We start from the raw sequence: 13,871 nt of genomic DNA on the forward strand, positions 1-13,871 counted from the left end.
GATACCGCACAGGGGTTTTACAATGTCTGTTTCCGGAAAGGAGGAAGGAAACCGTGTTCGATATACAGGAAGAATTGAAAAAGCTTCCGGGCAAACCGGGCGTCTATCTGATGCATGACGAGAAGGATGAGATTATTTATGTCGGGAAAGCAATCAGTCTGAAAAACCGGGTACGCCAGTATTTCCAGACAAGCCGCAGCAAAGGGGTTAAGATAGACCAGATGGTGACCCACATCACAAGATTTGAGTATATTGTGACAGATTCAGAGCTGGAAGCGTTGGTGCTGGAGTGTAATCTGATCAAGGAGTATCGCCCGAAATATAATACTATGCTCATGGATGACAAGACCTACCCTTTTATTAAAGTGACGGTAGACGAGCCTTTTCCCCGCATTATGATGGCCCGGCGTATGGCAAAAGACAAGGCAAAATATTTCGGCCCATATACAAGTGCGGGAGCGGTCAAAGATACCATTGAGCTGATCCGGAAGATTTATAAGGTAAGGAGCTGCAACAGAAGACTTCCCAGAGATACAGGGAAAGAGCGCCCCTGTCTGAATTATCATATCCATCAGTGCGACGCTCCCTGTCAGGGGTATGTATCTCAGGAGGACTATCGGCGTTCCATTGATGAAGTACTGCGGTTTCTGAATGGAAATTTTGACAGTATTTTGAAGGAGCTGGAGCAGAAAATGATGCGGGCTTCAGAAAATATGGAATTTGAGAAAGCCATTGAATACCGTGAATTGTTAGGAAGTGTAAAGAAAATTTCACAGAAGCAGAAAATAACAGACACTGCCGGAAACGACAGAGATATCATGGCAATGGCAGCAGATCAGAGCGATGCGGTTGTCCAGGTGTTCTTTATACGAGGTGGAAGGCTGATCGGCAGAGATCACTTTTATTTGAAGATTATGGAAGGAGAGCTTCCGGGAGAGATTCTATCCAGTTTTATCAAGCAGTTTTACGCAGGCACTCCCTATATTCCTTCTGAACTCATGCTGCCGCAGGAAATAGAGGATACGGAAGTTCTGGAAGAATGGCTTTCACAGAAAAGAGGGCATAAGGTACAGATCAAGGTCCCTAAGAAGGGCACAAAAGAGAAGCTGGTGGAGCTGGCTGCAAGGAATGCGCAGCTTGTTCTCCAGACAGACCGGGAGAGGCTGAAAAGAGAAGAGGGAAGAACGATCGGAGCGGTCAAAGAAATTGCGAAACTCCTCGGACTGGAAAATATCGTGCGCATGGAAGCTTATGACATTTCCAATATCAGTGGCTTTGCTTCCGTGGGATCCATGGTTGTCTATGAAAAAGGCAGGCCGAAGAAGAATGATTACCGTAAATTTAAGATTAAGAGCGTGCAGGGACCAGACGATTATGCCAGCATGGAAGAAGTGCTGACACGCCGTTTTCGTCATGGATTGGAAGAAAAGAAGGAAGGCGGGGAAGGAGGAAGTTTTACGGCTTTCCCGGATCTTATTCTCATGGATGGAGGGAAAGGGCAGGTCAATATTGCGCTTCAGGTTCTTGATAACCTGCATCTTACCATTCCGGTGTGCGGCATGGTAAAGGACGATAATCATCGGACAAGGGGCTTGTATTTTAACAACAAAGAAATTCCCATTGACAGAAATTCAGAGGGGTTCAAGCTGATTACCAGGATTCAGGATGAGGCCCACAGATTTGCGATTGAATTTCACCGCAAGCTAAGAAGTAAGGAGCAGGTACACTCTGTGCTGGATGATATCCCCGGAGTAGGGCCTGCGAGGAGAAAGGATCTTATGAAGCATTTTGCCAGTCTGGATGAGATACGGGCGGCAACGGTAGAAGATTTGAAAAGGCTGCCCAGTATGAATGAAAAATCCGCAGAAGAGGTGTATCAGTTTTTTCACTGATGTGTTATACTAAGCACTATAAAAAGTAGTAAAGGAGATAGATTATGTCTAAAGTTGAGATGCAGAGGATTGTAGAAAAAATGAATCTGAAAAATCTGACTCCGGATGTGGATCTGACAGATAAATATGTAGTTGTTCCGGACATCAATCGTCCGGCATTGCAGCTGGCAGGGTTTTTTGAACATTTTGCTGCGGAGAGGGTACAGATTATCGGATATGTAGAACATACATTTCTGGAACAGATGGAAAAGGAGGCAAAAACGAAAGTATATGACACACTTTTCTCTTACAAGATTCCGTGTATTATTTTTTGCCGTGCATTGAAACCGGATCCGGAACTTCTGGAAAAAGCGAATGAAATGCAGATACCGGTTTTTTCCACAGAAATACAGACTTCTGCTTTTACGGCTGAGATCATTCGATGGCTGAATGTACAGCTGGCGCCATGTATTTCTATCCATGGAGTCCTTGTGGATGTTTATGGTGTCGGTGTACTGATCATGGGAGAGAGCGGGATCGGAAAGAGTGAATCCGCTTTGGAACTGGTAAAAAGGGGACACCGGCTTGTCAGTGATGATGTGGTGGAGATCCGCAAAGTAAGTGACGACACTCTGGTAGGTTCGGCGCCTGATATTACGAGAAACTTTATTGAGCTTAGAGGAATCGGCATCGTAGATGTAAAGACATTGTATGGTGTGCAGAGCGTCAGAGAGACACAGAATATAGATCTGGTCATTACTCTTGAAGACTGGAACAAAGAAAAGGATTACGACAGGCTTGGAATGGAAGAAGAGTATACCTCTTTTCTTGGAAATAAAGTAGTCTGCCATCAAATACCGATCCGTCCGGGAAGAAATCTGGCGATTATTGTAGAAACAGCGGCTATCAACCACAGACAGAAGAAAATGGGATATAATGCGGCACAGGAGCTTTATAAGCGGGTGCAGAGAAATTTAGCGAAGAAATAGACAGGAGCAAATGGAATGAAGAAGTATTGTTTTGGAGTAGATGTTGGAGGAACAACCGTTAAAATGGGATTGTTCTCCACAGAAGGGGAATTGTTTGATAAATGGGAGATCAAGACTCGGACAGAAAATGAAGGGGAGGCAGTACTTCCTGATATCGTAGATGCTATTTTTGGTAAAATGGAGGAAAAAGGAATCAGGAAAGAGGATGTGGAAGGAGTTGGCATCGGAGTTCCAGCACCGGTAAATGAGCAGGGAATCATCAAGGACAGCGCTAATATCGGCTGGGGATATAAGGAAGTGAAGAGGGAAATCGAGGAACTTCTTGGGGGTATCCGTGCTGAGATCGGAAACGATGCAAATGTGGCAGCTTTGGGAGAGATGTGGCTTGGAGCCGGAAAAGGCTGCAGTGATATGATCATGGTGACTCTTGGAACCGGTGTCGGAGGAGGAGTTATCACCCATGGAAAAGTCATTGTGGGAGCAAACGGTGCAGGAGGCGAGATCGGTCATCTCTGTGTCAACAGTGAGGAGACAGAAAGGTGCGGATGCGGTAAAAAAGGCTGTCTGGAACAATATGCCTCTGCTACAGGTATTGCACGTCTTGCAGGAAAATATCTGGAACATTATGATGGACAGACCTTACTCTCATCAAAGAGTATCAGTGCAAAGACGGTTTTTGACGCTGTGAAAGAGGGAGACAAGGCGGCAGTTGAGATCGCAGAGAAATTTGGAAGATACCTGGGATGTGCGCTGGCTAATCTTGCAGTAATTACAGATCCGGCTGTCATTGTAATTGGAGGCGGAGTATCAAAAGCCGGACCGGTTCTCCTCCCATTCATTGAGAAACCTTTCCGGGAGAGTGCATTTTTTGCAAATCAGGACACGAAGTTTGTTCTTGCAACTCTTGGAAATGATGCAGGGATATGCGGTGCGGCCAGACTGATCATAGAGTAATGGACCGGCGTTTCAAAGAGAAATGTTCAATCAGCTATTGACATTTCTCTTTTTTATCTGTAAAATATAACAGTGATATATAACAATGTTATATCCGGAGAGAATTATGAGTGAGAATGAGAAGACAACTTTAAATTTAATACAAAGAGCTGCCAGGCAGGAATTTCTTGAAAAAGGTTTCCGATCTGCTTCTTTGCGGAATATTGCCAGAGCAGCAGGTGTTACGACAGGTGCACTTTATGGGTACTATGGAAGTAAAGAGGAGCTGTTTGCGTCATTGGTCGAAGAACAATATGATTATTTTATGAATTGTTTCTGCAATGCCCAGAAGGAATTTGCAGATTTACCGGAGGAAAAACAGCCGGAAAATCTTAGTACAGTTTCCGGCGGATGTATGCACGATATGCTTCTATATGCTTATAAATATCTGGATGAATTTAAACTGATTCTCTGCCATTCAGAGGGGACGCGTTTTTCAAAACTTATCGATAAAATGGTAGAAATCGAAACAAAAGGAACTCGCGACTATATGGAAGTGCTTAAAAAATTAGGAAGACCGTCACCTCCTATTGACGAAAGACTGGAACATATATTGATTACAGGGATGTTCAATACATTTTTTGAATTGATCATACATGAAATGCCGCTTGAAGAGGCAGAGCACTATTTAAAAGAAATGAGAGATTTCTATACTGCCGGATGGATGAAAATTATGGGACAGCAGGTAATTTGAGTCTGTAGTTTTGAATAATGGAAGGCGAGAGCTTTCCATTATATTTGATACATTAGTTAGCGTAAACTAACTAAAATACGAAACAACTAACCAACTGGAGATATTAGAGAATAATAAATTTATTCTCATATCATAAAAATATTTTCAAGGAGGGTTTTTCATGAAAAAACAGTCTAATTTATCAAGATTGATGAGCTATGCCGGAAGACATAAGATACTGACCTATCTTTCCTGGATATTATCAGTTATAAGTGCGCTTCTGGCACTTGTACCTTTCTGGTACATATGGCGTATCATCCACGACATACTGGAAGTGTCTCCCGACTTTTCACGGGCATACAGTATTACTCATTATGGCTGGCAGGCAGTAGGATTCGCGGTGATATCTGTTATTGTCTATATAGCGGCTCTGATGTGTTCGCATATCAGTGCATTTAGGGTTGCATCCAATATCCGGAAAGAACTGATGCGCCATATCACCGCACTTCCTCTTGGTGTGACAGAAAAATACGGAAGCGGGAAGCTTAGGAGGATTGTGAATACATCCAGCAGTGCAACTGAAAACTATCTTGCACACAGACTTCCTGATAAGGCCGGCGCCGTTGCAACACCTGCAGGACTGCTTTTTCTGCTTGTTGTCTTTGATTGGAGACTGGGACTCTTAAGCCTGATACCGGTTGTTCTTGGCTTTTTGATCATGATGAAAATGACCGGAAAAAATATGGAGCAGAAAATGGAAGAATATCAAAATGCACTTTCAGATATGTCTAATGAGGCTGTTGAATATGTGCGGGGAATACCGGTAGTAAAAACGTTCGGACAGACAATTTTTTCGTTTAAACGATTCAAAGGAACTATTGACAATTATGAAAAGTGGGTTATCGCATACACAAAGGCTTTGCGGCTTCCTATGATGTTTTATACGACTGCTATCAATGGAGTATTTGCTTTTCTGATCGCCGGGGGAATTATTTTTGCAAGAGGGGGAGTAACGGATACACTGCTTTTAAACCTTATTTTCTATATCATTATTACTCCGGTAATTGGAACGACATTGACAAAAATTATGTTTATGAGCGAGGATGCGATGATCGTAAATGACGCGATAAACAGAATTGATGAGGTGCTGAAGGAAAAACCTCTGCCGGAATGCAGAAAAGTGCAGGAACCCTTTAACTATTCTATTACATTGGAAGAAGTAAGCTACAGCTATGATGGAAAGAAAAATGCATTGGATCATATCTCTCTTTCCATCGGGCAGGGACAGAAGGCAGCTTTGGTAGGTCCATCAGGAGGTGGAAAGACAACTCTTGCCAATATTGTGACAAGATTTTTTGATCCGCAGAAGGGACGGATCTTGATAGGGAATGTCGATATACGAGATATTCCGAAAGAAGTACTTATGAATAAAATATCTTTTGTATTTCAGAACAGCCGCTTGATCAAGGACTCTATTCTGGAGAATGTACGTATGGGAAAACCCAACGCATCGCGAGAGGAAGTTATGCAGGCTCTGGATGCGGCACAGTGCATGGATATTATTGAAAAACTGCCGGATGGAATAGATACTGTTGTCGGTACAAACGGTGTATATCTGTCAGGTGGCGAGCAGCAGAGAATTGCAATTGCGAGGGCTATTTTAAAGAATGCACCTATTCTGATCCTGGATGAGGCCACTGCATTTGCGGACCCAGATAATGAAGTACGGGTAGGGCAGGCATTATCGGTTCTCTCAAAAGGAAAAACAGTAATAATGATCGCACACAGACTCTCTTCTATTACCGATGCAGACTGCATTTATGTACTGAGGGATGGGAAAATTGCTGAGAGTGGCACGCATGAAGAATTGATCGCGCAAAATGGAACATTTACTCATATGTGGAAAAATTATTCGGAAGCGGCGAAGTGGAAAATTGCAAAGGAGGTAAGTCTATGATTCGGATATTACAGAAACGATTTGCATTATCAAGACAGGGAGCTGTGGATTTGATAAAAGGGTGCCTTGCATGCGTGGTACAGGATATCTCCTTCATGCTGCCTGTCGGACTCCTGTATTTTCTGGTTATTGATATGATGAATGGAGGAGTAAATGGACAACGCACAGCTTTTTATGGGATAGGTATTGTGATTTGCCTTGCAGTTATATTTATTGCTGCCTGGTTTCAATATAATGCGACTTACCTGGCAACTTATGTGGAAAGCGGAGTCAGGCGTGTTACTCTGGCAGAAAAGCTTCGGAAAATTCCGCTGTCCTTTTTCGGGAAAAAGGATCTTGCAGATCTGACGAATTCTATTATGGGAGACTGTGCCACTCTTGAAACGGCATTTTCACATTATGTTCCCGCTCTGGCAGGATCGATTATTTCTACAACATTTATTTCGCTGTGCCTTTTTGCCTATGACTGGCGGATGGCTTTGGCAGCAGTTTGGGTTTTGCCGGTTGCCTTTGCGATCACACTTTTTTCAGCGAGGATCCAGGAATATTTCAACAGAAAGTCCGTAACTGCCAATGTAGCTCTTGAAAAGGGAGTGCAGGAGTGCATCGAAACATTACAGGACTTAAAAGCAAATAACGCGGAAAAAAGGTATTTGAAAGGTCTGTATAAGAAAATCGACGATGTGGAAAAAAGACATATTATTACAGAACTTGGAACTGCTTTGTTTGTTGTTTCAGCCACATTAATTTTAAAGTTCGGTATTGCCACAGTCGCTCTCACAGGATCAGTGCTTCTGATTCGCGGTGAGATTGATATTCCACTGTTCTTTATGTTTCTGCTTGTTGCCTCCAGGCTGTATGCTCCTCTGGAAGGGGCACTGCAAAATCTGGCGGCCGTTATCTCTACAAGGACGAATATTAACCGGATGAATGAAATTCTTGATCATCCGGTTCAAGGGGGCAGCAGCAGTCTGACAAATAAAGGATATGATATTGTATTCGATCATGTGGGATTTGCTTACAACATGGGAGAAACCGTTCTGGAAGATGTATCGTTTACTGCGAAGCAGGGAGAAGTGACTGCTCTGGTAGGTCCGTCAGGTGGAGGAAAGACCACAGTCTCCCGGCTTGCAGCGCGGTTCTGGGATGTCAGCAAAGGGAAAATTACGGTCGGAGGGATGGACATATCGGAAATAGATCCGGAAGCTTTACTGTCGCTGTACTCTATTGTATTCCAGGATGTTACGTTGTTTAATAATACTATTATGGAAAATATCAGGATAGGAAGAAAAGATGCAACAGACGAAGAAGTGCTTGCAGCTGCACAAATGGCAAACTGTGAGGAATTTGCCGGGAAGCTTCCGGATGGTTATAATAGTATGATCGGAGAAAACGGATGCGAGTTGTCCGGCGGCGAAAGGCAGCGGATTTCCATAGCCCGGGCTTTCCTGAAAAATGCACCTGTCATTTTATTGGATGAGGCCACTGCAAGTCTCGATGTGGAAAATGAAACTTTGATACAGTCCGCTTTGTCGAGATTAATAAAAGATAAAACAGTGCTTGTAATTGCACATCGCATGCGCACAGTAAGCGGGGCAGACAAGGTTGTTGTGCTTTCCGGCGGCAAGGTGGCGGAACAGGGAACGCCTGACATACTTATGGAGAAAGGGGAAATTTATCCTCATATGGTAAAACTACAGATGCTAAGCCAAAAGTGGAGTATCTGAATACAGCGTATAGGTTAATAAAAAATCAAAGGGACAAGAAATTTCTTTCTGTCCCTTTGATTTTTTATAATCCGCTTTTTCTTTTAATTACTTTATTGTCCTTCGGTATTACCGGAATCACCGGAACCGCCGCCGGTATTGCCGGAATCACCGGAACCGCCGCCGGTATTGCCGGAATCACCGGAACCGCCGCCGGTATTGCCGGAATCGCCGGAACCACTGCCGGTATTACCGGTGTTGCCAGTGTCGGTATTGCCGGAATCAGAAGACGTATTTGCATCCTGATTTGCGGTATTGTCGGAATCACCAGAATCGACGGAACCGTGACCCGGACAAACTTCAGTGGCTACATTGTCGGTAGCAAAATACTCTGTTACAGAAGGACAGCTTCCTGCCCGTGCCAGTTTTCCTGTGATCGTACAGATTGTTTTCTGTTCAACAGAAGCCGGCATCTGGAAGTCCCGTGTTTCCAGGTTGGCGTGGACACGGCTCATGATAGAGTTCCAGATCCGCAGACGGAAGGTAGTGTCAATATTTGATAGAGACTTGGGATCATCATATCCTCCCCATACACAGCAGGTATAGTACGGAGTATAACCACAGAACCAGAGGTCTTTGTCCTCATCAGCTGTTCCGGTCTTACCTGCAACAGGCATATTAGAAAGGGCGGCAGCCCGTCCGGTTCCGTCAGTAACAACGCTTTCCATTGCGCTGGTAAGAAGAGCGGCAGTGGATTCCTTGATCGCTGTATGAGATTCGGAAGGATTCTCGATCAGGACATTTCCATCATGATCCAAAATTTTTGTATAAAGAGTAGGCGTATTGTATACACCGCCGTTAGCAATGGAAGCAAAGGCAGCGCACAGTTCATAATTGTATACGCCATCTGTCAGTCCGCCAAGAGCGATCGGCTCGTATTTATCACTGTCCACCAGAGTGCTCATAGAGAAATTCTCTTTTGCGTATTCATATCCCAGATCCGGTGTGATCTGCTGGATCGTTTTTACAGCACAGGTGTTTTGCGAATTGGCAATGGCTTCTCTTACTGTAATATTACCCATATAGCTGTTGCCGGCATTCTTGAATTTCGTACCGTCGGAATAGGTCCAAGGTTCATCATTTATCACATCGGCAAGAGTAATCTGGTTGGTATCCAGAGCCGGTGCATATGCAGAGAGGATTTTGAAACAGGAACCGGGCTGTCTTCTGGAACCGGTGTAAGCGCGGTTCAGGCTCTGGCTTGTCTGTTTGGTGCCTCGTCCGCCTACCAAAGCTTTGATCTGTCCTGTGGTCTGATCCATCAATGTGACAGAGGCCTGCGGCTGCGGAGTAAGGATGATGGATTCGTCATAGGTATCTCCTTCCTTTGCAATGCTGGCCTTCCAAGCAGCAATGACACTGTTCGCTTCCTCTTCCGAAGAGAAGGTAAGCCCCTCTGTGCTTCCGTATGTTTCAGCGCGGAATGCCTCGATATGACCTTCACTGTAATTTTCCACAGTGCCATCAGCTCTTGTGACAGTCAGGGCATAGGAAGAAAGTCCCACTTCTTTCAGCCAGGGGTAATTACTGTCCTTGTTCATCTCTTCATCACAGATCTGCTGAAGGGCAAGATTCTGAGTAGAGATAATGGTAAGGCCTCCGCTGTAGAGGGCATTGTAAGCCTGAGTCTCTGTATAGCCCAGCTTGGACTGCAGATCGTTAATTACCTGTTCAGAGAGGGCGTCTACAAAATAGGAATAAGGAGAATCCTCACCAATCTGTGAATTGACAGTCTGAATCCTTGCATATACATCATCTGCCATAGCCTCATCATATGCGGCCTGGTCAATATAGCCCTGATCCAGCATTTTATTCAGAACTTCTTCACGCCGTTTTGCGTTCTCTTCCGGATTGGTGATCGGATTGTACAGGGAAGGATTCTGCGTGATTCCGGCGATCACTGCACATTCCGATAAAGTAAGCTCTGATACATCTTTATTAAAATAACGTTTGGAAGCAGACTGAACACCAAGAGTATTCTGACCTAAGTTGATGGTATTCATATATGCCTCCAGAATCTCCTCCTTCGACATCTGCTTTTCGATATCCAGTGCCAGGAACTGTTCCTGAATCTTTCTCTCTAACCTGTCATAGAAGGTCTCTTCATTTACAAAATCAGGAAAAATATTATTTTTGATCAGCTGCTGCGTCAGTGTGCTGGCCCCCTGAGAAAAGTTTCCCCCGGAAGCAAGACCTGTAACTGCCGCACGGAGAATACCCTGGGGATCGATTCCGTTGTGCTCATAAAAACGCTCATCCTCGATCGCTACAAATGCATGCTGGAGATTCTTCGGAATCTCATCAATGGATTTGTAGATACGATTGGAGCCGGCTTCTACAAAACGTTCAATTTCCGTGGAACCGTCATCGGCGTATACTAAAGTGGTATATCCTTTTGGGCGGACATCCTCAGGAGAGATATCAGGAGAATTATCCAGAATTCTTTTTAAAAAAATCAGACCACCTACGGCACCGATAATGAAAACGGCGATCACACAAAGGAAAAACGCCTTGATCAGTCTGACTCCGACGCGCTTGCCCTGCATGGTCGATTTTGAGGTGATTTCTTTCTGCTTTTTAGAAATCTTTCTTTTTCCGTAATTCATGCATTTATGCCTCCTTTATTCCAAGTCATTATAGCAAATTTACCTATTGAAATAAAGAAGAAAATGAAAACTTCATATTTCAGTAGGAAAAACTTAAGAAATCAAGTATAGTATATATGTATGAAAGTGAGGGATATAAAAATGGAGTATCGATTAGTATATCAGGGGGGAGAAGGAGAGATCACAGAAAAAAAGTCCCGTTTTATCGCTACAGTTCTTCCGGTGTCAAACGAAGATGAAGCAGTGGCGTTTGTGGAATCTATGAAAAAGAAGTATTGGGATGCTACGCACAATTGCTCTGCTTATGTCATTGGAGAGCACTATGAAGTTCAAAGATGCAGCGATGACGGAGAACCAAGCGGAACAGCGGGTAAACCGATGCTGGATGTACTCCTGGGAGAAAATCTCCATGACACGGCAGTAGTGGTGACGAGATATTTTGGAGGAACGCTTCTTGGAACGGGAGGACTTGTGCGGGCCTATTCGGCGGCGGTAAAGGAAGGTCTTTTGTCTTCTACTATTATAACCAGAAAACGGGGCGTTAAACTGAACCTTGAAACGGATTATACGGGACTTGGAAAAATACAGTATATATTTGGGGAGCGCAATATAGCAATCCTGGATACGGAATATACGGACCGGGTAGCGTTGGAGGCGCTGGTACCGGAAGAGCTGCTGGATAAGATAAAGGAAGAAGTAACAGAAGCAACGGCAGGAAGGGCGAACGTGGCAGAAAGGGGTCCCTGCTTTTATGCAGAAATAAATGGAAAGACCAGAGTTCTGGAGTAAACTCCAGAACTCTGGTCATGAAAAAGGGAGCACCCTGTTATTGAAACTCCGGCTCAATCAGACCGAAGGTTCCATTTTTTCGTTTGTATACCACGTTGACTTCTTCTGTTTCCGCATTACAGAAAACAAAGAAATCATGTCCCAAAAGTTCCATTTCTATGCAGGCATCTTCCGGATACATAGGTTTGATACCAAAACGTTTGGTACGTACGATCCTGATCTCCTCATCTGCTTCGTTTTGTTCCTGGCTGTCAAAAAATTCCTGTTTGAAATTACCCCCTTCCTGGTGTCTTGCAATCAGCTTTGTTTTATATTTGCGAAGCTGACGTTCAATGACTTCCTCCACAAGATCAATGGATACATACATATCGCTGCTGACCTGCTCGGACCGGATGATCTGGCCCTTTACCGGGATAGTGACTTCGATTTTCTGACGTTCTTTTTCAACGCTCAACGTAACAATGATTTCCGTATCAGGAGTAAAATACCTTTCCAGCTTTCCTAATTTGTGTGTGATGGTATCCTTTAAACCAGGTGTCACATCAATGTTCTTTCCGCTAATGATAAATTTCATGATGCCCAACTCCTTTTTAAGAGAATTTCAGACGAAATAATGTCTGACAAAATAGTAAGACAAACTATTTATATCTGATATATTGAGTATAACATGTTTTTGTGTCAATGTATAGCATGTATTACTTCGATTCTTGAAATTTTTCCGTCCTTCATTTTATCGATACGAAGAGCAACATCTGCAACAGAAACACATGTACCTACTTCAGGAGTTACATTTTCTTCCGACATTTTTTCAAGTATTGCGTCATTGAGAGTAGAGGACGGACTGGGACATGGAATATGACAGGCCATTAGCTTATTGATCACCTGAATTCTGGAAGAAGCACGGAAAATATTTTTCTCCAGGAGATCGAATCCGCAGAAAAGAAATTTTCTTGTGGCAAACAAAACGGCGATGGCACATACGCCGATCAGGCTGGAAAGAGCAGAGGAATGGCCGTTGATAATCTGCCGTGCAATGGCAAAAACCAGTACTTCAAATACCGTGTCCGGTGTGTGGTAGTACATCATACGGATCAGCTCAACACCAATGATCAGCTCAAAACAGGATTCCAGCAGATCCTCATAATTGGGATAAACATCCAGGTCCGGGATATGTACAAGAGAACCGGCCAGACGTATGCATAAAAGGATGATTCCGACTGCAAGCATCATGGAGATAAAAAACTCCAGAAACATGGCAAGATAGGAAAGAAACATAGTAATATATTTTTTCATAATGCCTCCTAAGTCTCCTGGGCGGTGCCGAGTATTTTTTGGAAAATCGCCGGATATATCACGATGATCCATAATATAAGTATAAAATATTCTATCATTTTTGCAAGTATGGATGTGCCAAGGATAAAGGAAACTCCTCCTTTGATCAGAAACAGCATACCAAGTCCGCAGATAAGTTTGGCCGCCTGGATCCGGCGGTTTTTCGCGGCTGTGGAAAACCGTATCCTTGTCCGCTCCAGATACCAGCCTACGGCAAACCCCATGCCTGCGCCGGCAGCTTTGCAGCAGTCGGAGGCAAGCTCTTCAGTAACAATGCCGTTCTTCAGAAGGAGGAGCGCATAAATGGCAGCTCCTGCAGAGAAGATAAGCATGGCAGCGAACACACTTCGGCTGTGAGGAGAATCTTCCAAAAAGAGGGCGCGAAAATGCCAGATCAGCCATGTGCAAAGAGCGGATACTCCCAGAGAAGCAAGGACATCTTTGGGAGTATGGCAGCCCAGATACATACGGGAAAAGCCCACGCATAAGGGCGCAAAAATACACAAAACCTTCAGCCATTTCTTCCGGGTCCATGTAAACAGCGGAAAGAAAAAAGAAGAGGCGCCCTGTGTATGCCCGCTTGGAAAGGAATATCCGGTAGCATCAGGAACAGCACTTTCCACAGCATGGAAGCTGGGATCCAGAACCCAGGGTCTGGGAATCCGAAAAGAAATCTTCAGTGTCTGGACGATCAGCCCGGCACTGAAATAAGTAAAGCCCAGCTGATATGCCAGCTTTTTATTTACACACCAGTAAAGAAAACAGATGATGCCCACAAGAATGAGTTCCTGTCCGAAATAGGTGATAACCTGCATAATTTTGTCCATGGAAGGGGTGCGGATCCCTTCCAGCAGCCAGAGAAAATCCATAGATAAATCCTTTCTCCATAATATAA

General features: G+C 44.1%; 11 protein-coding genes. 7 read left to right on the top strand and 4 right to left on the bottom strand.

The features are described from left to right. The first annotated feature begins 53 nt into the window (after positions 1–53). The 6 genes from uvrC (at position 54) to EUBC25_RS11355 (ending at position 8,210) form a co-directional block, all read left to right on the top strand. Positions 54–1,892: an excinuclease ABC subunit UvrC gene (gene uvrC / locus EUBC25_RS11330; protein WP_230105589.1), complete on the top strand. Its 1,839-nt coding sequence runs from the start codon at positions 54–56 to the stop codon at positions 1,890–1,892. 44 nt (positions 1,893–1,936) lie between these two features. Continuing rightward, on the top strand, positions 1,937–2,860 hold the full coding sequence (hprK, locus tag EUBC25_RS11335; protein WP_230105590.1) for an HPr(Ser) kinase/phosphatase: 924 nt from the start codon (positions 1,937–1,939) through the stop codon (positions 2,858–2,860). A gap of 15 nt (positions 2,861–2,875) precedes the next feature. Then, on the top strand, positions 2,876–3,814 hold the full coding sequence (locus EUBC25_RS11340) for an ROK family glucokinase (protein WP_230105591.1): 939 nt from the start codon (positions 2,876–2,878) through the stop codon (positions 3,812–3,814). 106 nt (positions 3,815–3,920) lie between these two features. Continuing rightward, positions 3,921–4,547 carry a TetR/AcrR family transcriptional regulator gene (locus EUBC25_RS11345; RefSeq protein WP_230105592.1) on the top strand — a complete coding sequence of 209 codons (627 nt, stop codon included), beginning with the start codon at positions 3,921–3,923 and terminating at the stop codon, positions 4,545–4,547. 160 nt (positions 4,548–4,707) lie between these two features. Continuing rightward, on the top strand, positions 4,708–6,483 hold the full coding sequence (locus tag EUBC25_RS11350) for an ABC transporter ATP-binding protein (protein ID WP_230105593.1): 1,776 nt from the start codon (positions 4,708–4,710) through the stop codon (positions 6,481–6,483). Next, the gene (locus tag EUBC25_RS11355) at positions 6,480–8,210 is read left to right on the top strand and encodes an ABC transporter ATP-binding protein (protein ID WP_230105594.1); all 1,731 of its coding nucleotides are present in this window, start codon (positions 6,480–6,482) and stop codon (positions 8,208–8,210) included. Before EUBC25_RS11350 ends, EUBC25_RS11355 begins: the two co-directional genes overlap by 4 nt. Positions 8,211–8,302: 92 nt before the next feature. On the opposite strand, the gene EUBC25_RS11360 is transcribed toward EUBC25_RS11355, so the two are convergent. Continuing rightward, positions 8,303–10,855, bottom strand: coding sequence for a transglycosylase domain-containing protein (locus tag EUBC25_RS11360; RefSeq protein ID WP_230105595.1), 2,553 nt, complete (start codon positions 10,853–10,855; stop codon positions 8,303–8,305). Positions 10,856–10,990: 135 nt separating this feature from the next. On the opposite strand from EUBC25_RS11360, the gene EUBC25_RS11365 reads away from it, so the two are divergent. Further along, positions 10,991–11,644 (top strand): YigZ family protein, encoded by a 654-nt coding sequence (locus EUBC25_RS11365; RefSeq protein ID WP_230107602.1) that lies wholly within the window; start codon positions 10,991–10,993, stop codon positions 11,642–11,644. Positions 11,645–11,681: 37 nt separating this feature from the next. On the opposite strand, the gene hpf is transcribed toward EUBC25_RS11365, so the two are convergent. The 3 genes from hpf to EUBC25_RS11380 form a co-directional block, all read right to left on the bottom strand. Next, positions 11,682–12,218 carry a ribosome hibernation-promoting factor, HPF/YfiA family gene (hpf, locus tag EUBC25_RS11370; protein WP_230105596.1) on the bottom strand — a complete coding sequence of 179 codons (537 nt, stop codon included), beginning with the start codon at positions 12,216–12,218 and terminating at the stop codon, positions 11,682–11,684. 104 nt (positions 12,219–12,322) lie between these two features. After that, a complete protein-coding gene (locus tag EUBC25_RS11375; RefSeq protein WP_230105597.1) occupies positions 12,323–12,937 on the bottom strand; it encodes a transporter in 615 nt (204 codons plus the stop codon). An 8-nt stretch (positions 12,938–12,945) separates the two neighbouring features. Next, a complete protein-coding gene (locus EUBC25_RS11380; RefSeq protein ID WP_230105598.1) occupies positions 12,946–13,845 on the bottom strand; it encodes a phosphatase PAP2 family protein in 900 nt (299 codons plus the stop codon). Between the last annotated feature and the right edge of the window lie 26 nt (positions 13,846–13,871).

Source organism: Claveliimonas bilis (assembly GCF_020892095.1).
Lineage (GTDB): Bacteria > Bacillota > Clostridia > Lachnospirales > Lachnospiraceae > Claveliimonas > Claveliimonas bilis.